At 67.3% G+C, this 22,066-nt stretch carries 22 protein-coding genes; 14 read left to right on the forward strand and 8 right to left on the reverse strand.

The features are described 5' to 3' along the window. Positions 1 to 10: 10 nt before the first annotated feature. The 5 genes from ACVOMH_RS12660 to ACVOMH_RS12680 form a co-directional block, all read right to left on the reverse strand. Complete coding sequence (locus ACVOMH_RS12660) at positions 11 to 1,633, reverse strand: glucoamylase family protein (protein ID WP_481552249.1); 1,623 nt, start codon at positions 1,631 to 1,633, stop codon at positions 11 to 13. 112 nt (positions 1,634 to 1,745) lie between these two features. Beyond that, positions 1,746 to 4,730, reverse strand: coding sequence for a TonB-dependent receptor (locus ACVOMH_RS12665; protein WP_481552190.1), 2,985 nt, complete (start codon positions 4,728 to 4,730; stop codon positions 1,746 to 1,748). A gap of 52 nt (positions 4,731 to 4,782) precedes the next feature. After that, complete coding sequence (locus tag ACVOMH_RS12670; protein WP_481524563.1) at positions 4,783 to 5,835, reverse strand: LacI family DNA-binding transcriptional regulator; 1,053 nt, start codon at positions 5,833 to 5,835, stop codon at positions 4,783 to 4,785. 152 nt (positions 5,836 to 5,987) lie between these two features. Next, positions 5,988 to 6,263, reverse strand: coding sequence for a BolA family protein (locus tag ACVOMH_RS12675; protein ID WP_481552191.1), 276 nt, complete (start codon positions 6,261 to 6,263; stop codon positions 5,988 to 5,990). Beyond that, positions 6,260 to 6,559, reverse strand: a complete 300-nt coding sequence (locus ACVOMH_RS12680; protein WP_054657613.1) for a YciI family protein — start codon at positions 6,557 to 6,559, stop codon at positions 6,260 to 6,262. Before ACVOMH_RS12680 ends, ACVOMH_RS12675 begins: the two co-directional genes overlap by 4 nt. A gap of 350 nt (positions 6,560 to 6,909) precedes the next feature. Between ACVOMH_RS12680 and ACVOMH_RS12685 the strand changes: the two genes are divergently transcribed. From ACVOMH_RS12685 to rluB, 3 genes are read left to right on the forward strand one after another with little or no spacing between them, the layout of a single operon-like run. Further along, the gene (locus ACVOMH_RS12685; RefSeq protein ID WP_054657609.1) at positions 6,910 to 7,812 is read left to right on the forward strand and encodes a segregation and condensation protein A; all 903 of its coding nucleotides are present in this window, start codon (positions 6,910 to 6,912) and stop codon (positions 7,810 to 7,812) included. A 16-nt stretch (positions 7,813 to 7,828) separates the two neighbouring features. Beyond that, positions 7,829 to 8,680 (forward strand): SMC-Scp complex subunit ScpB, encoded by an 852-nt coding sequence (scpB, locus tag ACVOMH_RS12690; protein ID WP_054657607.1) that lies wholly within the window; start codon positions 7,829 to 7,831, stop codon positions 8,678 to 8,680. Then, positions 8,673 to 10,313 (forward strand): 23S rRNA pseudouridine(2605) synthase RluB, encoded by a 1,641-nt coding sequence (rluB, locus tag ACVOMH_RS12695; RefSeq protein WP_057505986.1) that lies wholly within the window; start codon positions 8,673 to 8,675, stop codon positions 10,311 to 10,313. The genes scpB and rluB overlap by 8 nt, the downstream gene beginning before the upstream one ends. 95 nt (positions 10,314 to 10,408) lie before the next feature. Here the strand turns inward: rluB and ACVOMH_RS12700 are convergent, their stop codons facing one another. From ACVOMH_RS12700 to ACVOMH_RS12710, 3 genes are all read right to left on the reverse strand, one after another. Further along, positions 10,409 to 10,843, reverse strand: coding sequence for a hypothetical protein (locus ACVOMH_RS12700; RefSeq protein WP_054660014.1), 435 nt, complete (start codon positions 10,841 to 10,843; stop codon positions 10,409 to 10,411). Between the two features lie 90 nt (positions 10,844 to 10,933). Further along, positions 10,934 to 11,749, reverse strand: a complete 816-nt coding sequence (locus tag ACVOMH_RS12705; protein ID WP_481552192.1) for an amidohydrolase — start codon at positions 11,747 to 11,749, stop codon at positions 10,934 to 10,936. Positions 11,750 to 11,766: 17 nt separating this feature from the next. Beyond that, positions 11,767 to 12,915: a pyridoxal phosphate-dependent aminotransferase gene (locus ACVOMH_RS12710; protein WP_481524558.1), complete on the reverse strand. Its 1,149-nt coding sequence runs from the start codon at positions 12,913 to 12,915 to the stop codon at positions 11,767 to 11,769. A gap of 176 nt (positions 12,916 to 13,091) precedes the next feature. Here ACVOMH_RS12710 and ccmA point away from each other — a divergent pair, with 176 nt between their 5' ends. The 11 genes from ccmA (at position 13,092) to metX (ending at position 21,980) form a co-directional block, all read left to right on the forward strand. Beyond that, positions 13,092 to 13,748 (forward strand): heme ABC exporter ATP-binding protein CcmA, encoded by a 657-nt coding sequence (gene ccmA, locus ACVOMH_RS12715; RefSeq protein WP_481524557.1) that lies wholly within the window; start codon positions 13,092 to 13,094, stop codon positions 13,746 to 13,748. Continuing rightward, entirely contained in the window at positions 13,745 to 14,440 is a 696-nt protein-coding gene (gene ccmB, locus ACVOMH_RS12720) for a heme exporter protein CcmB (RefSeq protein WP_481552193.1), read from the forward strand. Before ccmA ends, ccmB begins: the two co-directional genes overlap by 4 nt. Positions 14,441 to 14,585: 145 nt before the next feature. Next, positions 14,586 to 15,182 carry a TetR/AcrR family transcriptional regulator gene (locus ACVOMH_RS12725; protein ID WP_481552194.1) on the forward strand — a complete coding sequence of 199 codons (597 nt, stop codon included), beginning with the start codon at positions 14,586 to 14,588 and terminating at the stop codon, positions 15,180 to 15,182. 165 nt (positions 15,183 to 15,347) lie between these two features. Further along, the gene (gene ccmC / locus ACVOMH_RS12730; RefSeq protein ID WP_481552195.1) at positions 15,348 to 16,100 is read left to right on the forward strand and encodes a heme ABC transporter permease CcmC; all 753 of its coding nucleotides are present in this window, start codon (positions 15,348 to 15,350) and stop codon (positions 16,098 to 16,100) included. Continuing rightward, a complete protein-coding gene (ccmD, locus tag ACVOMH_RS12735; RefSeq protein WP_481552196.1) occupies positions 16,097 to 16,273 on the forward strand; it encodes a heme exporter protein CcmD in 177 nt (58 codons plus the stop codon). Before ccmC ends, ccmD begins: the two co-directional genes overlap by 4 nt. Then, complete coding sequence (gene ccmE, locus ACVOMH_RS12740; protein WP_481552197.1) at positions 16,270 to 16,740, forward strand: cytochrome c maturation protein CcmE; 471 nt, start codon at positions 16,270 to 16,272, stop codon at positions 16,738 to 16,740. Before ccmD ends, ccmE begins: the two co-directional genes overlap by 4 nt. Then, a complete protein-coding gene (locus ACVOMH_RS12745; protein WP_481552198.1) occupies positions 16,741 to 18,675 on the forward strand; it encodes a heme lyase CcmF/NrfE family subunit in 1,935 nt (644 codons plus the stop codon). Continuing rightward, positions 18,675 to 19,304: a DsbE family thiol:disulfide interchange protein gene (locus ACVOMH_RS12750; protein ID WP_481552199.1), complete on the forward strand. Its 630-nt coding sequence runs from the start codon at positions 18,675 to 18,677 to the stop codon at positions 19,302 to 19,304. The genes ACVOMH_RS12745 and ACVOMH_RS12750 overlap by 1 nt, the downstream gene beginning before the upstream one ends. Next, on the forward strand, positions 19,301 to 19,756 hold the full coding sequence (locus ACVOMH_RS12755) for a cytochrome c-type biogenesis protein (RefSeq protein ID WP_481524549.1): 456 nt from the start codon (positions 19,301 to 19,303) through the stop codon (positions 19,754 to 19,756). Before ACVOMH_RS12750 ends, ACVOMH_RS12755 begins: the two co-directional genes overlap by 4 nt. Continuing rightward, positions 19,750 to 20,793 (forward strand): tetratricopeptide repeat protein, encoded by a 1,044-nt coding sequence (locus ACVOMH_RS12760; RefSeq protein WP_481552200.1) that lies wholly within the window; start codon positions 19,750 to 19,752, stop codon positions 20,791 to 20,793. Before ACVOMH_RS12755 ends, ACVOMH_RS12760 begins: the two co-directional genes overlap by 7 nt. 56 nt (positions 20,794 to 20,849) lie before the next feature. Continuing rightward, entirely contained in the window at positions 20,850 to 21,980 is a 1,131-nt protein-coding gene (metX, locus tag ACVOMH_RS12765) for a homoserine O-acetyltransferase MetX (RefSeq protein ID WP_481552201.1), read from the forward strand. Positions 21,981 to 22,066 lie beyond the last annotated feature (86 nt).

Raw genomic sequence — 22,066 nt, forward strand, 5'->3', positions numbered from 1 at the left:
ATCGCGCTGCTTAAGGCTGATGCGGCTTGGACGCCGCCGGCTGATCGGCGGCGGCCTTCTGCGCTTCGGCGGCCGCCGCACGCGATTCGGCAATCCCGGAGGCGCGTGCCGAGGCGGCCTGTTCGTCCTTCTGCAGCGGCTGGCTATCGCCTTCCGGCGCCAGCCAGCCCCCACTGAAACCGGCACGTTCCAGTCCTTTGCGGATGTAGGGGTTCTTCTTCATCACGTTCCAGACGAACTCGTCACGGTAGTTGGCGATACCCGTCAGGATCGGTCCCTGGTCGATGGCGATGTAATCGCTGGCGACCCAGCCACGACCCGGAATCAGGCGCCCGGTTTTGAGCGGGATATCGTAGTTGAAGCTGGGGTTGAACGAATCCAGAAAGCCATAGCTGGAATACAGATAATCCCCATAACGCTGGTGCATCGCCACCGTTGCCGGAATCACCACCTCCGGCGCGAACGGCAGCGAGGAAATCGCCGCCGACGGCACGATGGTGCCATCGTCGAAATTCTCGCGCAGACCGGCGCCACGGGCCGAATAGTGGCGGAACTGGCGCTGCTCGCTGCGGTATTCCTGGGTGGTGTTCTGCGGGCCGTCGCCCGCGGTCAGCCCCCACACGTTCTCGCCGTAGTCCTTCCATTGCATCGGGTTGGCGATGGCGTACTCGCGCTGGGCCAATGTCGCCCGGCGGCTGTTGAGGAAGTAGTCGATGCCGCGCTCGCGCATGTAGGCATCCTGGATGTCGCGGAAATCGATCCAGACATGGCTGTACTGGTGCCCGAACAACGGGCCGAAGGACAGATACTCCTGGCCCTGGAACACGCCCCAGTCGTTGTCGTAGGTTCGCGCCCATACCGTCCAGGCATCCGGCCCGACCGGATGGGTCGGCGAACCCAGCGCCAGCACGTACAGCATCATCGCCTCGTTGTAGCCCATCCAGTCATGCTCGATGAAGCCACTCTCGGGAAACCAGCCCATCGACACCAGCGGCTTGTTGCGCTGCAGCCACTGCCAGTCGGTACGCCGGTAGATCGTGTCGGCGATCTGCCGGATCTCCTTCTCGCGTGCATCGTCGCCGTCGTAATAGGACTGCGCGAACAGCACGCCCATCAGCAACAGCGCGGTGTCGACGCTGGAAAGCTCCACCCAGCTGTCGTAGCGGCGGCCTTCCTGCATGTCCAGGAAGTGGTAGTAGAAGCCCTTGTAGGCGCCTTTGCCGGTGCGCTGCGGGCCCGAAGGCAGATCACGGAAGAACTTCAACGTGAGCAAGGTGCGGTCGATCGCCTGGTTGCGGCTGATCCAGCCGTTCTCGATACCGATCGGATAGGCGGTCAGCGCGAAACCGACCGAGGCGATGGAGGCGAACGGCCGCGACGGATAGCGGTCCGGTGTCAGCCCGTTCTGCTCGTTGGTGGTGTCCCAGAAATACTGGAAGGTGCGTCGCTCGATATCGTCGAACAGCGGCGGCAGCTCGGGCTTCATCGGCCGCGGCGGCAGGTCGGCCTCGATCAGGATCACCTGCGGCAATATCTTGGGCATCGGCGGCTCCGGCGCTTTGCCACATCCAGCCAGCAGCACCAGCCCGAAACCGGCGACAACGCTACACAGCAACGGGATCAGGCGCGGCATGCTCAAGGCAACATCCAGATGAAGAGGAGTCAGGCCGCCACGATCCCGCGACGGAACAGGTGACGCATGTGCGAAAGGTCCCGGCCGCCATGACAGCGGCCGGGATCCGCACTTACCAGTCCAGTCCGAAAGACAGCTTGAAGGTGCGGGTGCCGCCGACGATGCCGTCCTGATGGCGGCCAAAGTTCACATTGGGCTCGTTCGGACCGCCGTACCAGTCGTCATAGCCATCCCAGTTGGTCCAGTCGAACACATTGAGCAGGTCCGCCCGTACCCGCAGCTTCAGCGAAGTACCCGTATCCCATTCCTTGCTGGCGGCCAGATCGAAGCGCTTGTAGCCGATGCTGCCATTGGGCTGGTAGGGATCGATGAAGCAGTCGTCCCAGCCTGGCAGGCAGTTGGTGGCATTGCGGTATTTGGTGGACTCCAGCGTCAGCTTGCCCGACAGGGTGACGCCCCAGCCCGCATCCCAGATGCCGGTGCTCACCAGCCGGTGCTCGGGCACGCCGCGCGCCGGCAACCAGCCGTAGTAACCGGTATTGGGGTACTCGAACATGTCGATCCAGCCATCGGCATTGGTGTTCTGGCGGCCACGGGTATAGGTGTAGGCCACCGTCGCGCCCCAGCGCGAGGCGGCATTGAACGGCTTGTCCAGCTTCAGCAGCACCGACTTGGTCTTGGTCTCGTACATGTTGTCCAGCAGGACGATGCGGCCAAACGGCGGATCGAAGCCCCACGGCGTGCCCCAGGTCCCGCCGGGTGGCAGGAACGAGCCGTCCGGCCGGCGATTGCCCAGGCGCGCGGTGATGCCATCGTGACTGCGGACGTAGGACAGCGTCACCTCGCTGTACCAGGTCTGCGCACCCAGCTCGAACGCATTGCGCATGCCCAGGCTGAACTGGTCCGAGTACGGCACCTTCAGGTCGTTGTTGTTCAACCACCACTCGCGTGGCAGGTCGACGGTTGCGGCCAGCTGGTCCAGCGCGCCGGGATTCAGGTAGCCCGGATCCCAGGCCACGCAATCGTTGCCAGGGCGGCGGCAGAGGCCGTCGGCATCGGTGAAATAGAAGTTGTAGCGGCCAAACGAGGTGCGGTTGGTCTCGATCTGCAGGTAGTCGAACAGGTTGCGGTCATAGGCACGGCCGGCACCGCCAAAGATCACGTGGCGCTGGTCGGCATTGAGGTCGTAGGAGAAGCCCAGACGGGGCTGCCAGGCGCCCTTGAACGCATCACGGTTCTTGCCGGTGGAGAGGTAGTCATCTGGGTTCCAGTCGGCATTCTGGAAATTGGGATAGTTGCGGATGTCGTTCGCCAGCGCCGCCGGCGTGACGAAATCCTCATAGTTCGGGGTGGTCTCATAGTCCCAGCGCACGCCGTAATTCACGGTCAGGTGCTCATTGACCTCCCAGTCGTCCTGGATGTAGACGCCGAACTGCTTGTTGGCCGAGGTGGTGAAACCACCCGAGGTGCTGGGATCGCCGGTGGCGAATTCGACCCGGTACGGCTGCTGGAGGCCGGTCGCCAGGTCATAGTAGAACTGCGGATTGGAGTAGTTGCGCTCCACCGCGTTGACGTCGACCGCCTTGTACTTCACGCCCATCTTCACGGTGTGGTTCTGCCAGCCGGTGAAGGTGAAATCGTTCTGGATCGACCAGCCCTTCTGCCCCTTGTCCTGGTTGTTGGGGCTGGCGCCGGTGTTGATGATCGTGCCCAGGTTGAGCCGGTCAGTGGCGGTCGGCTGGGAGATATTGAGGATGTAGCCGTTGCCGTCGAAGGTCGGCTGCGGTGCCCACGACAGGTCCTCGTAGGTCAGGTGCGCATCGTTGAGCCAGGTGTCGGCGCTGTATTGCCAGCGCAGGTCGTAGCGGTTGACCTCGTTGTGGTTGATCGTGGCCCGCTGCGCGGTGTTCTGGTCACCCACACCGATGCGCTCGTCTTCTTTGCGTACCTGCGCGGACAGTTCGACCAGGTTGCGGTCATCCGGCGTCCAGGTCAGCTTGCCGAAGTACATGTCCTGGGTGAACGGCGAGGCGGCCGGGCCGATCTGGTCGCGGATATCGGCCGGGATATCGGCCAGGTCATAGCGCCCCTGCGCGCCCAGACTTACCGTCTTGGGCGTGCTGTACTCCTTGGCCTCATAGGCGACAAAGAAGTTCAGGCGATCCTGGACGATCGGGCCACCGAAGGAGACACCGTACTGCTCCTCCTTCGAGGGCACTTTCTTGCCGCCGGCTTTCTCTTCGGCCGGGGTCGCGGTGCGCCAGTCGGTGGAGGTGCGGTCCCAGAAGAAGCTGCCCTCGAACTCGTTGCTGCCCGAGCGCGTGGCCGCCACCACCGCGGCGCTGCTGATCTGGTCGAACTCGGCCTTGTAGTTGGAGGTGATGACCTTGTACTCGCCGATGGCCGACTGCGGGAACGGATTGCCGCGGGTCGAGTCCTGTCCACCCACGCCACCGGGCAGGGTGTAGCCCTTCTGGCCGACGCCATCGATATACACATTGATGCCGCTGCTGCCCTGCGCGCCGGAACGCAACTTGGTGTTGCCGGCCGCATCCTGGGTGAACTGCATGCCCGGCACGGTATCGGCAAAGGCCAGGAAGTTGCGGGTGCCCTGTGGCAGCGCTTCGATCTGCTTGCGGGTGATGTAAGTGGCCACTTCCGAGGTGCGGGTTTCAACCGGACTGGCCACCACCTGCACAGTATCCAGCGTGGTCGCCGTCCCGCCGGCGGCGGTTTCTGCGACGCCGCCCACGCCCAGATCCAGCGTGGCCGTCTGTCCCACCTGCACGGTGATGTTCTGGCTGCTGCGCTTGCCGCCGGCCTCGACATCCAGCCGGTAGGTGCCCGGCGGCAGGCCGGCCAGCGAATAGCCCCCACTGGCAGTGCTCTGCACAGTGCGGCTCAGGCCGGTCGCAAGGTTTGTGGCGGTGATCTGCGCCTGTGCGGCCGGGGCGGAGTCCGCCATCACCTGGCCGCGGATCGTGGCGCTGGTGCTTTGCGCGAAGGCCGGCGCGGCGCCCAGCAGCAGGCAGCTGGCCAGGGCGCAGCTGAGCAATCCGCGTGGGGGATGCGAGGTGCGAGGGGGGTGGCTTGTCATGAGGGGGGTTTCTCCGTGGACGGCGGGCAGGCGGTGCTATCCGCGCGATTCGTTAATCGGATATCCCTGCGCCAGGCGCCGGGCTTGAAGGACTTCGTGCAGCGGTGGAATCACGCACGACCAGGCTTGGAACCAGCGTCACGCCGGGCGTTGTGTCCAACGCGCCATCGCTGTCGATCAATTGCAACAGGTGCAACATCGCCCGCTCGCCCAATTCAGCAATACTCACCTGCATCGTGGTCAATGAAGGGTGAACAAAACGCGCCAGCGGGATGTCGTCAAACCCGGCCAGCGCCACCTGATCCGGCACACGGATACCCGCCTGTGCAAGCGCATACAGGCACCCCAGCGCCATCATGTCGTTGGCGGCAAAGATCGCATCGGGCAGCCGCGCGCCACGCAACAGCTCAAGGCCGGCGCGATGTCCGGACGCTTCGTCAAAGTTGCCCGGCAACTCGATGGCCTCGGCGCCGGCACCGAACGCGGCCATCGCCTCGCGGAATCCGCGCAGGCGCTCGCGCGCATCGTGGTTGTTCTGCGGCCCGGCAATGAACGCGATGCGGCGGTATCCGGCTCCCAGCAGGTAGCCGGTCATGGCCAGCGCCCCGGCGTGGTTGTCGATGGTGAAAGCGGGATATCCGCCTTCCGGCAGCGGGGTGTTGATCAGTACGGTCGGCAGCGCCGGCGGCAGGTTGTCGACCAGGAAATCCGAATCCACCGCGTACGGGGACAGCACCACAAGGCCATCGACCCGGCCACGCATGGCCTGCAATGCCGCCGCCTGCTGCTGTTGGTCGCCGTGGTAGCTGGACACCAGCAGATGGCGGTTGCGCGCACGCGCCGCACCGTCGATACCGCGCATCAGTTCGGAAAAGAACTCGCCGTGCAGGTCGGGCAACACCACGCCCAGGGTCTGGGTACTACGGCTGCTCAGACTGCGTGCCGCCGCATGGGGCGCATAGCGCAGCCGTCGGGCGGCCTCCAGCACCCGCTGGCGGACCGGCGCGGCGACGTTGGCATGACCGTTGAGCGCCCGTGACACGGTGGCGACCGAGACATCCGCCTCGCGGGCAACATCCTTGATGGTGATTGCCGACTGCGCCACCGCCCCACCCTCCGTCGACCCGGGTTGGGCGGAATGTAAGCGTTTCCAGACCGGACTGTAAACCGTCCGTTATCGCCGCCGAAAATGAACAGGACAACGTATGACCGCCACAGGATAGCGACGCCCCACCCCCTGGTGCCGCCCTGATCGCGTCAGGGCGCCTCGTCGGGACTGTGCGCCTTGATCGACAGCGCATGGATGTCGGTTTCCATCATCCCGCCCAGCGCCGCGTAGACCGCCCGGTGCCGGGCCAGCGGCGTCTTGCCCGCAAAGGCGGCACTGACGATATGCACATTGAAATGCCCGCGCCCGTCGCGCGCACCGGCGTGCCCGGCATGGCGATGGCTGTCGTCCTCGACCTCCAACAGTTGCGGGGCGAATGCTTCCTGGAGCGCCGCACGGATCCGTTCCACCCGGACCGCGTTCATGGCAGCACCTTCCTGAACGGACGCACTTCCACCCGCGCATAGACCCCGGCAGCAACATAGGGATCGGCATCGGCCCATTCCCGCGCGGCCTGCAGATCGGTGAATTCGGCGATGACCACGCTGCCGCTGAAGCCCGCCGCACCGGGGTCCTCGGCGTCAATGGCAGGACAGGGGCCGGCCAACAACAGCCTGCCCTGCGCCAACAGGGCCTGCAAACGCGCCAGATGGGCGGCGCGGGCGCCCATCCGGGCTTCCAGCACCTGCTCACCGTCATAGCCTTCAATCACGTACCACACGGGCTGCCTCGCTTTGTCCGCTGAATGGATTCCCGACCAGTCTAGCGTCACGGCGCTGGACATCGGCCGGTCCCGGCCATTACTCTTTGCACCATTGCACGCAGCCGGCCTGTCGCGGCTCGGTACGGCAGCAGGCCCCGCCCTCCTGTCGAACCGCCGATCCACAGCGCATCCCGGACCGCGTAGACGACCTCCTCGTGATGACGTTGCCGCAGACCTGCGGCGCGCCCAGTTGTTGATATGTGTACGCACGCCTGACTGGCGCGCATGGCTTGCAATATTGAGGGCGGCATCCTTTCCGGCAGGAACCGGGAATGTGTGCGGCTACTGCAACACCCGATGTCGACCTGATGACTGCCGAACTCGCGCACGACGCGAACCCGCCAACGCCGCCTCACTTTCCGCAGCAGCAGGAAATGCCGCTGGCGATGGTGCATGGGCAGCCGGTGCTGCAGATCCCACAGGACCTGTATATCCCGCCGGACGCGCTGGAAGTCATCCTGGATGCGTTTGAAGGCCCGCTGGACCTGCTGCTGTACCTGATCCGCCGGCAGAACCTGGACATCCTGGATATCCCGGTCGCCGAGATCACCAAGCAGTACGTGGAATACATCAACGTGATGCAGGAGCTGCGCTTCGAGCTGGCGGCCGAGTATCTGGTGATGGCCGCGATCCTGGCCGAAGTGAAGTCGCGGATGCTGCTGCCACGTCCGCCGGCCGAGGAAGGCGAGGAGGCCGATCCACGTGCCGAACTGGTACGCCGGCTGCAGGAGTACGAACGTTTCAAGCAGGCCGCCGAAGATATCGACGCCCTGCCCCGCCAGGACCGCGACACCGCCGTCGGCCATGCCTTCGTACCGGAGCGCGCCGCGGTGAAACTGCCGCCACCGGTGGAGCTGAAGGAAATGCTGATGGCGCTGCACGACGTACTCAAGCGCGCCGAGCTGTTCAGCGGTCATGCGATCAAGCGCGAGGCATTGAGCGTGCGGCAGCGCATGGGCGATGTGCTCAGCTATTTGGAAGATGGCAAGTTCTACCGTTTTGAGACCCTGTTCACCGCCGATGAAGGCAAGCTCGGCGTACTGGTCACCTTCCTGGCGTTGCTGGAACTGGCCAAGGAACAGCTGCTGGACATCGTGCAGGAAGCGCCACTGGCGCCGATCTACGTCAAATCCCTGGCCGCCGGCAACACCAACGCACCGCTGCAATTCTCCAGCGAGTTCGATGACGCCGACACCTCCGACCCCGCCTGAGCAACCGACCCGCCGCATGGATCAACCGCTGATCAACCGCATCGTCGAAGCCGCGCTGCTGGCCTCCCACCAGCCGGTGACGCTGTCGCAGCTGCAGAGCCTGTTCCCGGAAGACGAGCCGGCCCCGCCGGGCAGCGTGGAGCGGGCCCTGGAGCTGCTGGCCGAGGCCTGCAGCGGGCGCGGCGTGGAGCTGGTGGAGGTCGCCTCCGGCTTCCGCTACCAGATCACCGGCGAAGTCCACGGCTGGGTCTCGCGGCTGTGGACCGACCGCAAGACCCGCTACACCCGTGCCACCCTGGAAACGCTGGCACTGATCGCCTACCGCCAGCCGATCACCCGCGGCGAAATCGAGCAGGTGCGCGGCGTGGCGGTCAGCAGCAACATCATCCAGGCCCTGGAAGAGCGCGAGTGGATCCGCGTGATCGGCCATCGCGACGTGCCCGGCAAGCCGGCGCTGTTTGGCACCACCAAGGCCTTTCTGGACTATTTCGGACTCAAGCGCCTGGACGAACTGCCGCCGCTGTCCGAACTGCGCGAGCTGGGCGAGCTGGAGCCGCAACTGCCACTGGGCGAGGACGGCCAACCGGCCGCCCCGCTGACCGCAGGCGCGGCGGCCAACGATGACGCGGGCGCAGGCCAAGGCAGCAACACAGACACCGCCGTCGCCGCTGGATCTTCCGATTCGCCGGCGACCGCATCCGATACCGCCCTCACGGGCGAACCCGACGCCGCGCCGGGAGAGCGCGCGGCGGAAGTGGAAGACACCGAAAACAACGCCGTCGCGAAGACGACCGTGGCTGTTGACGAAGCCGATCCCGAACAACAGGCCGACGCGGAAAACGCCGGCCGGAGCCAAGTAGATGAGTGACACCCCCCGCAAACCGGCACTGAACAAGCTCTCGCTCAAGCGCGACGCCACTGCCGAACAGCCCAAACTTGAAGAGCGCCTGCACAAGGTGCTGGCGCAGGCCGGCCTCGGCTCGCGCCGGGCACTGGAGCAGCGCATCGCCGACGGCCTGGTCAAGGTCAATGGCGAAACCGCGCAGACCGGCATGTCGATCAAGAGCGGCGACAAGATCGAGCTCGATGGCCGCGGCTTTGTCGCCAGCGCCCTGACCGATCCCTCGCGCGTGCTGATCTACAACAAGCCCGAAGGCGAAGTGACCACGCGCGAGGACCCGGAAGGCCGTCCGACCGTGTTCGAAGCGCTGCCGCCGCTCAAGGGCGCCCGCTGGATCGCCATCGGCCGCCTGGACATCAACACCACCGGCCTGTTGCTGCTGACCACCGACGGTGAGCTGGCCAACGCGATGATGCACCCGTCCTTCGAGGTCGAGCGCGAGTACGTGGTGCGCGTGCGCGCCCCGGAAGGCGAGGAGAAGGTGCCGGACAACATCGTCGACCGCCTCGCCCGTGGCGTGGCCCTGGAAGACGGCCCGGCCAAGTTCGACGAGATCGAGCGCATCGGCGGCACCGACTCGCACGACTGGTTCCGCGTGGTGGTCAAGGAAGGCCGCAACCGCGAAGTGCGCCGCCTGTGGGAATCGCAGGGCTGCCAGGTCAGCCGCCTCAAGCGCACCCGCTACGGCAAGATCGAGCTGCCGCGCGAACTGCTGCGCGGCCAATCGGTGGAACTAGCCACGGCCCAGGTCAACACACTGCGCAACCACCTGCAGCTGGAAGAAGGCACCCCGTCGGCGCTGACCCTGCAGCCGGTGATCGGCCAGCGCCGCGCGGCCAAGACCACCGTGCGCGTGTCGCGCGATGGCGGCCGGGGCAACGCCTACGTCAACGGCCACAACAGTGCCGATGAAGGCCGCGAACTGCGCCGCTTCGACAACGTGCGCGAAGAGCGTGGCCGTGGTCGCGGCGGCAAGCCCGGCGGCGCCTACAAGGGCGGCCTGACCGTCAGCGGTGAAGCCGCGGCCAAGCAGTCACAGCGTCCGTTCAAGGCACGCCCCGACAAGGGCAACCGCGCACTGCCGGAAGGCAATCCGGCGGCGTTCCGCAGCTGGTACGTGCCGGACGGCGTCAGCACCGGCCCGAGCGGCCACCGCAATGCCGGTCCGGGCGGCAATCGCGGCCCCGGCCGCGGCCCGGCCGGTGAAGGCCAGGCCCGCCCGTATGGCAAGCCGCGTCCCGGCGCGAACGCCGGTGGCCCCGGCCGCGGCGGTCCGGGCCAGGGCCGACCGCAAGGCGGCGCAGGGGCCGGTCAGGGCCAGCCGCGCAAGGCGCACCCGTACGGTCATCCGGGCAATGCGCCCAGCTTCCCGTCCGACCACGCCAATCCGGGGTTCAGTCCGTATGGCAGCGCGCGCCCGGCCGGCGGCCGTCCCAGCGGCAATGGTCGTCCCGGTGGCCCGGGCCGCGGCCCCGGTGGTCCGGGCGGTCGCCCTGCCGGTGGCCCGCGTCCGGGCGGCAACCGTCCCGGTGGCGCCGGTCGCCCGGGGGGCGGTGGACGTCCCGGCGGCGGTGGCAATCGCGGTCCGCGCGGCGCCTGATCGCTGATCGGCAAAAGAAAAACGCCCCGGTAACGGGGCGTTTTTTATGGCCATCGCCGCGCGGCGGGGCTTGCTCCTGATGAGGGAGCCAAAGCTCAGCGGCGCTCGATCACGAACTTGCCAAAACCGATCCCCAGACTCCAGCCCTGCCCGGTTCCGGCCAGCGCCAACGACACATCGCCCTTGGTCATCACCTGGGCATCGGTCGCCTTGGAGGCGCTGGCGTGCACCTCGGCAGCGGCGTAGGTACCGAGCAGATCATTCACCGAATAGGCACCGGTGAACTTGCCCCGGCCGTCGGTGATGGAGGTCTTCCCGACGGTCAGCCCGCCGCCCTTGGCGGTGATCTTGACCGGAAAGCTGGCGCCGTTGTCGCAGCGGATCGTGCCCGTGCCCTCGGCGGTCTTGTAGAACGCCGACCAGCCGGACAGGTTGTAGCGCAGCTCACAATCAATATTGCCGGCGGCCTGCGCGGCCGGTGCCATGGCGGTCAGCGCCAGCAGCGCCATCGTGCCCAGAATCGGTTTCATGCTGTTCGGCCCTCGTCATTGACTGCCCGCGAGCGTAGCAGCCCATCCATGCGATGCAGACCGCCCGCGCCCGCCGCGGCCGGTTTGCGTTCAGCGAGCCACCACCGGGCCGGCCAGGATGAAATCATCGGCATCGAGCATCGCCGGGAAGCGCTCGCGGTGCGCAGCCAGGGCCGCGGCCGAGATGGCGGTGGTGACCACCTGTTCGCGTTCGCGGATTTCCAGTTGCGGCTGGCCCAGGAAGTCGATCACCGCGCTGTCGCCGGAATAATGCAGACCGTTGCCATCCACCCCCACGCGATTGACGATGGCCACGTAGCACAGGTTCTCGATCGCCCGCGCCCGCGCCAGCGTCTGCCATGCATAGGCGCGCGCCGACGGCCAGTTGGCGACGAAAATCTGCAGGTCGAAGTCCATCTGTCCGGGCCGTTCCACATCAAACCGGTTGCGGCAGAACACTGGAAAGCGCAGGTCGTAGCAGATCTGCGGATTGATCCGCCAACCCTTCAGCTCGACACACAACCGCGCATTGCCGGCCGCATAGCGTTTGTGCTCGCCGCCGTAGCGGAACAGATGGCGCTTGTCGTACCAGTGCAGCCCGCCCTCGGGCGTGGCCCACAACAGCCGGTTGTAGATGCCCTCGCCCACCCGCAGCTGCACGCTGCCGGTGACCACCGCGCGCAGCGCGCGCGCCTGCGCACGGATCCAGGCCACGGTCGGGCCGTCCATGTCCTCGGCCTGGTCGATGGCGTCATTGGAAAAACCGCTGGTGAAGGTCTCCGGCAGGATCACCAGGTCCGTGTTGCCGGCCAGCGGCGCCAGCAGCGCGGCATAGTGCTCGCGGTTGGCAGCCGGGTCGTGCCAGCGGGTGTCGCCCTGTACCAGCGAGATGCGCAGATCCTGCATGCCCGATACCTCCGGCGTCACAGCTGCTGCAGCCGTGCGATGGCGGCATCCAGCGTCGCATCGTTCTTGGCAAAGCACAGCCGCACCAGACGCTGGCCAGCCGGCGGGGTTTCATAGAACGGCGACAGCGGAATGGCGGTGACGCCCTTCTCGATGGTCAGCCATTTCACGAATTCATGGTCCGGCAGATCGCTGACCGCCGAGTAGTCCACCAGCTGGAAGTAGCCGCCCGGCACCGGCAGCGGCGTCAGCCGCGTGGTCAGCAGCTGCTCGCGGAAGCGGTCGCGCTTGACTTGGTAGAACGCACCCAGTTCCAGATGGTGTTCGGGCTCATCGCGGATCATCGCGGCAAAGCCATATTGCGCCGGACTGTAGGTGGTGAAGGTGTTGTACTGGTGGACCTTGCGGAACTCGGCGCTCAGCGCCGGCGGCGCGATGGCGTAGCCGATCTTCCAGCCGGTGCAGTGGTAGGTCTTGCCGAAGCTGGAGATCACAAACGCGCGCTCGCGCAGCTCCGGGTAACGCAGCGCCGATTCATGGCGGGCGCCGTCATAGATGATGTGTTCGTAGACCTCGTCGGAGATCAGGTAGATGGCGGTGCCACGCAGCACATCGATCAGCGCCTGCATGTCGGCCGCCGACAGCATCGCCCCGGACGGGTTGTGCGGGGTGTTGACCATCAGCATGCGGGTTTTGGGCGTGATCGCCGCGCGCACCCTGTCCCAGTCCACCGCGAAGGTCTGCGGGTCCAGCGCGACATGCACCGCGCGCGCGCCGGCCAGATCGATCGCCGGCTCGTAGCAGTCATAGGCCGGATCGAGCACGATCACCTCGTCGCCGGCACGCACCACCGCGTGGATGGCGTTGAAGATCGCCTCGGTGCCGCCGGAGGTCACGGTGATCTCGCTGTCAGGATCGACCTGCGCGCCATAGCAGTCCAGCGCCTTCTGCGCGATGGCCTGGCGCAGCGGCGCCACACCGGTCATCGGCGCGTACTGGTTCAAGCCCTCGCGCATCGCTTTGGCGGTTTCGTCGATCAGCCGCTGCGGCGCCGGGAAATCGGGAAACCCCTGGCCCAGATTGACCGCGCCATGTTCGGCAGCGAGCTGGGACATCACGGTGAAAATGGTGGTGCCCACCTTGGGCAGCTTGGTCTGCGGTTGCATCGGTACGTACGCGCCGGGGGAGAAAGCAGCGAGTGTAAGCAAAAGCGGCGACAAGGGCCCGCGGGCAGAGCGCCGGGCAGCGCACTGATCGGCCGCACACCCGCGTCTATAATGGCGGCGCCCCGATGCGCCAGCGATATCTGCGCTCCCACCCAAGGACGGAAGCGCCCGACCCGATGACCCAGACTTCGAACATCCCGCCGCTGTTGTCCGCGCGCGGCCTGCGTTTCAGCCGTGACGACGACCCGGTGTTCGGCCCCCTCGATCTGCATGTCGATGCCGGTGAGGCGCTGCTGGTCCAGGGCGGCAACGGCGCGGGCAAGACCACTTTGCTGCGCGTGCTGGCCGGCTTGCTGCGGGCCGATGAAGGCCAGATCGAAATCGACGGGCGCCCGGCCGCCGCTGCCGACCGTTCGCGCTATATCGCCTATCTGAGCCATCTCACCGCCCTCAAGCAGGATCTGGGCACGCTGGAGAACCTGCACCTGCTGTGTGGCCTGCACGGCCGGCGGGCACGGCAGATGCCGGGCAACGCGCTGGCCATTGCCGGCCTGGCCGGCTATGAGGACACGCTGGTAAGGCAGTTGTCGGCCGGGCAGAAAAAGCGCCTGTCCATGGCCCGCGTGTGGCTCTCGCCCGCTCCGGTATGGCTGCTGGACGAGCCCTACGCCAACCTCGATCTGGAAGGTATCAACCTGGTGAACCGGATGATTTCCGCCCACCTGCGCAGCGGCGGCGCGGCGCTGGTCACCACCCACGGCGCCTATGCGGCGCCCCCGGTACGCAACCGCACGCTGACACTGGCAAACCCGTCACAGGAGCAGGCCGCATGAGCCTGGCCGGTCCGCAACCCACCCTGCTCGGTGCGGCCAGGGCGCTGCTGGCGCGCGACCTGAAACTGCTGTGGCGACGGCGGGGCGATGCGGCCCAGCCGGTGCTGTTCGCGGTGCTGGTGGTCGCCCTGTTCGCGCTGGCGCTCGGTGGCGAGCCCCGGCTGCTGCAAAGCGTCGCTTCGGCGGTGCTGTGGCTGTCGGTGCTGCTGGCGGGGCTGCTGTCGCTGGACACCCTGTTCCGCAGCGATGCCGAAGACGGTTCGCTCGAACAATGGCTGCTCTCGCCGGTACCGCTGGCCTGGCTGGTGGCGGTGCGGGTGTTCTCGCACTGGCTGACCACCGCCTTCCCGCTGGTGCTGGTGAGCCCGCTGCTGGCCGAACTGATGCAGCTGCCGCGCGACCAGCTGCCGGTGCTGGTGGCCTCGCTGGCCCTGGGGACGCCGCTGCTGAGCCTGCTCGGCGCGGTGGTGGCGGCCCTGACGGTGGGCATGCGCCGCGCCGGCATCCTGCTTGCCCTGCTGGTGTTGCCGCTGTACGTGCCGGTCCTGGTGTTCGGTGCCGGGGCCGTGGCCGCCTCGGCGCAGGGTCTGGATGCGACCGGCGCCCTGCTCATGCTGGCCGCCGGCCTTGCGGCCAGTGCCGTGCTCGCGCCGCTGACGGCGGCCGCGGCCATCCGCATCGCCAACTCCTGAGCCGGCGACGCGCTACTCTTGGCGTCCGCTTCCTGCCTGCGGTCGCCCGATGTCCAGCCCCGACTCCCCCGGCTCTCCCGACAGCGTGAAGTCCCCGTTTCGACCACGGCCTGTCGTCGGCATGCAACGCCGCGGCGAGCAGCGGATGGAAAAGTTCCTCGAAGCGGCCACCGAGGTCCTCAACGAAAAGGGCTACCAGGGCGCGCGGCTGTCGGACATCGTCAAGCGCGCCGGCGGTTCCATGGCCACCCTTTACCGGGCCTTCGGCGACAAGGAAGGGCTGGCGCACGCGTTGATGGAGCAGAGCATCCACGACTTCGGGCAAAGCGTGGAGGAGCTGCTGCAGTCCACGCTGCCGCCGGAACAGGCCCTGGAAAACGCGGCCTGCCGGATGGTCGAGGAAATCCTCAGCCCGGTCCGTATCGCCTGCCATCGCATCGTCGTTTCCGAGGGCCCGGCCCATCCCGAACTGCGGGACTGGTTCCTGGACCATGGGGTGGAGCCGATGGAGAGACTGCTCAGCCAGTATTTCGCCCGCGAGGCGCTGGCCGGCCGGCTGCACATTGACGACAACGCGGCCGCGGCCAAGGACTTCTACACGCTGATCCTTGGCGGCCTGATCCTGCGCTCGATCAATGGCCGCATCGACGCCAGCGACATACCGCAGGCGCAGCAGCAAGCGCGCGCATCCGTATACCGGTTTTTGCAGGGCACGCTGCCCCGAGACCGCCCCAGCCCCTGACCCGCGCCGCTATCACGCACGAATGCGCTTTGTCATTGATTGCTGGCCACACCAATCGCGCCGTCTTGAGCTAATCTTGCGGCAGCAAAGGCGCCTGCGCTTGGCGGGGCTTGGCGGCGGGGCCCCGCGATGGCACTGCCTTCGTCTTCCTCAGCGAGCGAGCGGATGTTCAAAGGTTTGATCGGTTGGTTCCACAAGCTGGGTTCTCCCGCCTACTTCGATGCCTTTGCCGCACGCTGGTCACCCTGGTGCTATCTCGCCGCCCTGCCGCTGTTCGCCTTCGGCCTGTGGCAGGCGCTGGCGGTGGTGCCGGCCGACTACCAGCAGGGTGACAGCTTCCGCATTCTCTATATCCACGTGCCTGCAGCCTGGATGAGCCTGTTCGTGTTCGCGCTGATGGCGTTCTACAGCGCCATCGCCCTGGTCTGGCGGATCAAGCTGTGCGAGATCCTGGCCATGGCCTGCGCGCCGATCGGTGCCGCCTTCACCGTGATCACCCTCCTCACCGGCAGCATCTGGGGCAAGCCGATGTGGGGCACCTGGTGGGACTGGGACCCACGCCTGACCACCGAGCTGATCCTGCTGTTTCTGTATCTGGGCGTGATCGGCCTGTACGGCGCCATCGACGACCGCCGCGCCGCCGCCCGCGCCGCCGGCCTGCTGGCCATCGTCGGCGTGGTGCTGCTGCCGGTGATCCGCTATTCGGTGGTGTGGTGGAATTCGCTGCACCAGGGCCAGACCATCCGTGTGTTCGGCGAATCGAGCATGGACAGCAGCATGACCCTGCCGCTGTGGCTGATGGTGCTGGCCACCAAGTTCTGGTTCGCCGGCTCACTGCTGGCGCGCGCCCGCGCCGACAACCTGCGCCGCGAGACCGGCAAGGGCTGGGTACGCGAACGTCTGGAGAAAGCACAATGAGCTACTTCAAGTATGTGGCGCTGGCCTATGGCGTTTTCTTCGCGGTACTGGCGTGGGACTTCATCATCCCCCGGCTGCAGTTGCGCCAGCAGCTGCGTGAGGCCCGCAGCCGGCTGGCCCGTGCCAGCCGCAGCGCCACCCCGCCAGCCGACCACGGGGAGTTGAGCCGATGAGTCCTGTCCAGCGCCGACGCCTGCTGCTGGTGGGTGCGATCCTCGCCGCCGCCGGCATCGCCGCGGCCCTGGTGGCCACCGCGCTCCAGCGCAACATCGCCTACCTGTACACCCCGGCTGAAGTGATGGCCGGCAAGGTCGCGCCCGACGCGCGCTTCCGCCTCGGCGGCATGGTCGCCAAGGACTCGTTCCAGCGCGAAGCCGGCGCGCTGCTCGCCCGTTTCGAGGTGACCGACGGCGACGCGCAGCTGCCCGTCACCTATGACCGCATCCTGCCGGACCTGTTCCGCGAGGGCCAGGCGGTGGTCGCCACCGGCCGCATGGTCGATGGCGTGTTCGTCGCCGAGGACGTGCTGGCCAAACATGACGAGACCTACATGCCCAAGGAACTGGCCGACAAGATGGGCATGGCGCATACCAAGCACCAGGTGCCCGCCGATGCCCCCGCCACCACGGAAACGCCCTGAGTGCTGCCTGAAATCGGACAGGTCCTGCTGATCCTCGCGTTGCTGGCAGCCGTTCTGCAGAGCGTGCTTCCGCTGATTGGCGCACACCGCCGCAACGACGCGCTGATCGCCACCGCCCGCCCGGCCGCGCTGCTGCAACTGGCCTCCGTGGCCGGCGCCTTCGGGGTGCTGACCATCGCCTTCGTCCAGCAGGATTTCTCGCTGCGTTACGTCGCCGAGAACTCCAACTCGCTGCTGCCGATGATCTACCGCTATTCGGCGGTGTGGGGCGCGCACGAGGGCTCGCTGCTGCTGTGGGCGCTGGTGCTGGCGCTGTGGACCGCCGCGGTGGCGATCTGCTCGCGCCAGCTGCCGGCCGAGGTGGTGGCGCGCGTGCTGGCGGTGATGGGGCTGATCAGTGTCGGCTTTCTCGCCTTCCTGCTGTTCACCTCCAATCCCTTCGTGCGCCTGCTGCCGGCCGCCGCCGAAGGCCACGACCTGAACCCGCTGCTGCAGGACCCGGGCCTGATCATCCACCCGCCGATGCTGTACTTCGGCTATGTCGGCTTCGCGGTGCCGTTCGCCTTCGCCATCGCCGCCCTGCTCGATGGCCACATCGACGTGCGCTGGCTGCGCTGGACGCGGCCATGGACCAACGTGGCCTGGGGTTTCCTCACCCTCGGTATCGCGCTGGGCAGCTGGTGGGCGTACTACGAGCTGGGCTGGGGCGGCTGGTGGTTCTGGGACCCGGTGGAGAACGCCAGTTTCATGCCCTGGCTGATCGGCGCGGCGCTGCTGCATTCACAGGCGGCGACCGAGAAGCGCGGCGTGTTCGTCGGCTGGACCCTGCTGCTGGCCATCGCCGCCTTCGCGCTGTCGCTGCTGGGCACCTTCCTGGTCCGTTCCGGTGTGCTGACCAGCGTGCATTCGTTCGCCGCCGATCCTTCGCGCGGCCTGTTCATCCTGGTGTTCCTGGCGCTGGTGATCGGCGGCTCGCTGCTGCTGTACGCACTGCGTGCCCCCGGACTGGAAGGAAACAGCGACAGTTCCCGCCGCGCCTTCAGCCTCAATTCGCGCGAAAGTCTGCTGCTGGCCAACAACCTGCTGCTCAGCTGCGCCTGCGCAATGGTGCTGCTGGGCACGCTGTATCCGCTGATCGCCGACGCGCTGGACTTGGGCAAGGTGTCAGTGGGCCCGCCCTACTTCGGCACCTTGTTCGTACTGCTGATGACCCCGCTGGTGCTGCTGCTGCCATTCGGCCCGCTGACCCGCTGGCAGCGCGAACAGGGCTTGCGCCCGCTGGCCTTGCTCGCGCCGTGGGCCGGGCTTGCCCTGCTGCTGGGCACCGTGACCTGGTTCATGGCGCCGCAGGGCAAGCTGAAAGCCGCCGCGGGTATCGCCGCCGCCGCGTGGGTCGGCCTGGGCACGCTCTATTACCTGTGGCAACGCCTGCGCAACAATGGCCGGCTCAACGCCGAAGCCGTGGGCATGCTGCTGGCGCATTTGGGTATCGCCGTGTTTCTGGTCGGCGCACTGCTGGTGGAAGCGCTGCATGTCCAGCATGAAGTGGCGCTGGCACCGGGCAGGTCGGTGGATGCCGGCGGCTACCAGCTCACGCTGGAGGGCGTGGATGCCGTCGATGGTCCCAACTATCACTCCGACCGCGGCCACGTGCAGGTTTCCCGCAACGGTGACGCGGTCGCCCTGCTGCACCCGGAAAAACGCATGTATGCCAGTGGCGGCCAGGCCATGACCGAAGCCGGCATCCACCCGGCGCTCGGCGGTGATATCTATGTCGCCCTGGGCGAATCGCTGGGCGATGGTGCCTGGGCGGTGCGCGTGCAGATCAAACCCTTTGTCCGCTGGATCTGGCTGGGAGCGGCGCTGATGGCGCTGGGTGGCTTCATCACCGCCGTCGACCGCCGCTTCCGCCGCATTCCGCAGAGGAAAGCCTGATGTCCAACCCGTCCCCGCAACCGCCCGTCCGCCCGCAGCGCCTGCCGCCGGTGGCGATCGTCCTCGGCGTACTGTTTTTCATCGGCCTGATGGGGCTGATGCTCTATGGCGTCAGCCGCTCGGGAAATCCGGACCGCGACAGCCTGCCCTCGGCGTTGCAGGACAAGCCGGCGCCGGAGTTCTCGCTGCCGGTGCTGCACGACCCCAGCGTCCTGATCGGCAGCCAGGATCTGCGCGGTGCGCCCTACCTGCTCAATGTCTGGGGCAGCTGGTGCCCGGCCTGCCGCGACGAGCATCCGGTGCTGACCCGTTTTGCCGAAACCAAGCGCCTGCGCATGGTCGGTTACAACTGGAAGGACGAGCCCGCCGACGCGCTGCGCTGGCTGGAGCAACTGGGCAATCCGTACATGGTGGTGCTCGCCGACCAGGACGGCCGCACCGCGCTGGACTGGGGCATCGCCGCCGCGCCGGAAACCTTCCTGGTCGATGGCAGCGGCATCGTGCGCTGGAAATACAGCGGCGCGATCACCCAGCACGTGCTCGACACGCAGCTGATCCCGGCGCTGGAGAAAGTGGAAGCCGCCGCCGGCAATCCCGGTACGCTGCCGGCCACGAGCAGCGCGCGATGAGGCGTTGGGCACTCCTGCTGGTTCTGCTGCTCGGCACTGCCGGCGCGATCCAGGCCCAGCCGATGGGCGACCCCACGCCGCTGCAGTTCCGCGACCCGGCCGAGGAGGCGCGTTTCCACGCCCTGACCGCCGAGCTGCGCTGCGTGCAGTGCCAGAACCAGTCGCTGGCCGACTCCAACGCGCAGATCGCCCATGACCTGCGCCGCGAAGTGCTCACGTTGATGCACGAAGGCCGCAGCGACGCCCAGATCGAGCAGTTCCTGGTCGAGCGCTACGGCCAGTTCGTGCTGTACCGGCCACAGGTGGATACCGGCACCGCAGTGCTGTGGTTCGGCCCGGGGCTGTTGCTGCTGATCGGCGCGGGAATGCTGGTCATCCATGTACGGCGCCGCGCCCGGGCCTTGCCGCCCAGGGTGCTGGACGAATCCAGTCAGGAAGAACGCGAATGGTGAGCGGCCTGTTCCTCGCGCTGACCGGACTGCTGGCAGCCGTCGCTGGCGGCTGGATGCTGTGGCCGCTGTTGCGCGCCGGCAAGCGCGGCATCTGGGGCACGCTGGTGGCGGCGATGGTGGTGGCCACGATCGGCCTGTACCAGTGGCTGGGAACCCCGGCCGCACTGCAACCGCAGACCCGCGCCGCGGCGGCGCCGCAAACCCTGGAAGAGGGCATCACCCAGTTGCAGGCCGCGCTGGAGAAAAACCCCGAGCGCGCCGATGGCTGGACGCTGCTGGCCCGCTCCCAGCTCGAACTCGGTCGCATTGCCGAGGCGGCGGCCGCCTATGAGCGCGCGGTCAAGCTGATGCCCGACGAACCCGCCCTGCTGGTGGAAGCCGCACAGACCCGGGCGCAGGCCGAGCCTTCCTTCCTGTTCGACGAGACCGGCCTGCGCTGGCTGCAACATGCCCGCCAGCTGGCTCCGGACAACGAACGCGCGATCTGGCTGATCGGCATCGTCCAGCGCCAGCGCGGCCAGGCCGAACAGGCCGCCCGCACCTGGGAATCGCTGCTGCCGCGCCTGCAGCCGGCCGCTGCCGCCGCCTTGCAGGAGCAGATTGCCGCCGCCCGCACGGCGGCCGGCCCCGCTTCCGGAGGCCCGGCCGACGCCGCGCCGGCCGCCAGCGGCGCGGGCCTGCAGGTGCGGGTGACCCTGACACCGGCGCTGGCCACGCGCGCGACCTCCCGCAACGACACGCTGTTCGTCATCGCCCGCGTGCCCGGTGGCCCACCGATGCCGGTGGCGGTGGAGCGCCACCCGGCCCCACAACAACCGCTGACCGTGGTCCTGGACGACACCGACAGCCCGATGCCGACTGCAAAGCTGTCGTCGCTGACGGAAGTGGAGGTATTCGCGCGGCTGTCACAAAGCGGCACCGCAATCCGCCAAAACGGCGATATCGAATCGGCACCGGTGATCGTCACGTTGCCGGCCGACGCCCCGGTGGACCTGCTGCTCGACCTCCCCTCGCACGGAGCGGGCATAGGCAGATAACCCGGGGTCATGTCGCGCATCCAAGACACGGACGCCAAGCCCGGTAAAATCAGCCGATGACCGAATTCATTCCGCCCGGCAGCCGCTTCCATCCGCTGCCCTCGCCCTTTCCGATGAAGCGCGGTGGCCAGCTGCACGGCGCCCGGATCGCCTTTGAAACCTGGGGCACACTGGCCGCAGATGCCGGCAACGCCGTACTGATCGTCACCGGCCTGTCTCCCGATGCCCACGCCGCCAGCAACCCGGCCAATCCAGCCACCGGCTGGTGGGAGCCGATGCTCGGCCCGGGCAAGCCGATCGACACCGACCGCTGGTACGTGATCTGCGTCAACTCGCTGGGCAGCTGCAAGGGCTCCACCGGCCCGGCCTCGCTCAATCCCGCCACCGGCCAGCGCTATGGCTTGTCCTTTCCCGAGCTGTCGATCGAAGACATCGCCAATGCCGCGGCGGAGGTGGTCAAATCCCTCGGCATCACCCGGCTGGCCTGCCTGATCGGCAACTCCATGGGCGGCATGACCGCGCTGGCCCTGCTGCTGCTGCACCCGGGCATCGCCCGTTCGCACATCAACATTTCCGGCAGCGCGCAGGCCCTGCCGTTCTCCATCGCGATCCGCTCGCTGCAGCGCGAAGCCATCCGCCTGGATCCGGCCTGGAATGGCGGTGATTACAATGAAGCGCACTACCCGGAGTCGGGTATGCGCATGGCCCGCAAGCTGGGCGTGATCACCTACCGCTCTGCGCTGGAGTGGGACGGCCGCTTTGGCCGGGTAAGGCTGGACTCGGAGGATCCCGGCCACAGCGACGATGACCCGTTCGGGCTGGAATTCCAGGTGGAAAGCTACCTGGAGGGACACGCGCGCCGTTTCGTCCGCCATTTCGACCCGAACTGCTACCTCTATCTGGGCCGGTCGATGGACTGGTTCGACCTGGCCGAGTACGCCGACGGCGACGTGCTGGCCGGGCTGGCGAAGATCCAGGTGCCGTGCGCCCTGGCCATCGGCGCCAACACCGACATCCTGTTCCCGGTGCAACAGCAGCAGCAGATCGCCGACGGCCTGCGGGCCGGTGGGGCACAGGCACAGTTCATCGGGATGGAATCGCCGCAGGGCCACGATGCGTTCCTGGTCGACTACGACCGCTTCGGCCCGGCCGTACGCGGTTTCCTGGATACGCTGCCGGCCGCCTGACCGACAGCACTGAGCCGGCGATTCCTACACACGCGTCGGCCTGGCGCCGATAGCCACCGCCTTGATCACGCTCCACTGTGGCAGTC

This window comes from Stenotrophomonas sp. STEN013, assembly GCF_056760355.1.

Coding starts and splice junctions, on each gene's coding strand:
- ACVOMH_RS12660 (WP_481552249.1), bottom strand. CDS start 1,633: ATGCCGCGCCTGATCCCGTTGCTGTGTAGCGTTGTCGCCGGTTTCGGG.
- ccmD (WP_481552196.1), top strand. CDS start 16,097: ATGAGCTACTTCAAGTATGTGGCGCTGGCCTATGGCGTTTTCTTCGCG.
- ccmB (WP_481552193.1), top strand. CDS start 13,745: ATGAGCCTGGCCGGTCCGCAACCCACCCTGCTCGGTGCGGCCAGGGCG.
- metX (WP_481552201.1), top strand. CDS start 20,850: ATGACCGAATTCATTCCGCCCGGCAGCCGCTTCCATCCGCTGCCCTCG.
- ACVOMH_RS12675 (WP_481552191.1), bottom strand. CDS start 6,263: ATGAACGCGGTCCGGGTGGAACGGATCCGTGCGGCGCTCCAGGAAGCA.
- ccmA (WP_481524557.1), top strand. CDS start 13,092: ATGACCCAGACTTCGAACATCCCGCCGCTGTTGTCCGCGCGCGGCCTG.
- ACVOMH_RS12700 (WP_054660014.1), bottom strand. CDS start 10,843: ATGAAACCGATTCTGGGCACGATGGCGCTGCTGGCGCTGACCGCCATG.
- ACVOMH_RS12705 (WP_481552192.1), bottom strand. CDS start 11,749: ATGCAGGATCTGCGCATCTCGCTGGTACAGGGCGACACCCGCTGGCAC.
- ACVOMH_RS12710 (WP_481524558.1), bottom strand. CDS start 12,915: ATGCAACCGCAGACCAAGCTGCCCAAGGTGGGCACCACCATTTTCACC.
- ACVOMH_RS12760 (WP_481552200.1), top strand. CDS start 19,750: ATGGTGAGCGGCCTGTTCCTCGCGCTGACCGGACTGCTGGCAGCCGTC.
- ACVOMH_RS12755 (WP_481524549.1), top strand. CDS start 19,301: ATGAGGCGTTGGGCACTCCTGCTGGTTCTGCTGCTCGGCACTGCCGGC.
- ACVOMH_RS12665 (WP_481552190.1), bottom strand. CDS start 4,730: ATGACAAGCCACCCCCCTCGCACCTCGCATCCCCCACGCGGATTGCTC.
- ccmC (WP_481552195.1), top strand. CDS start 15,348: ATGTTCAAAGGTTTGATCGGTTGGTTCCACAAGCTGGGTTCTCCCGCC.
- rluB (WP_057505986.1), top strand. CDS start 8,673: ATGAGTGACACCCCCCGCAAACCGGCACTGAACAAGCTCTCGCTCAAG.
- scpB (WP_054657607.1), top strand. CDS start 7,829: ATGGATCAACCGCTGATCAACCGCATCGTCGAAGCCGCGCTGCTGGCC.
- ACVOMH_RS12685 (WP_054657609.1), top strand. CDS start 6,910: ATGACTGCCGAACTCGCGCACGACGCGAACCCGCCAACGCCGCCTCAC.
- ccmE (WP_481552197.1), top strand. CDS start 16,270: ATGAGTCCTGTCCAGCGCCGACGCCTGCTGCTGGTGGGTGCGATCCTC.
- ACVOMH_RS12750 (WP_481552199.1), top strand. CDS start 18,675: ATGTCCAACCCGTCCCCGCAACCGCCCGTCCGCCCGCAGCGCCTGCCG.
- ACVOMH_RS12725 (WP_481552194.1), top strand. CDS start 14,586: ATGGAAAAGTTCCTCGAAGCGGCCACCGAGGTCCTCAACGAAAAGGGC.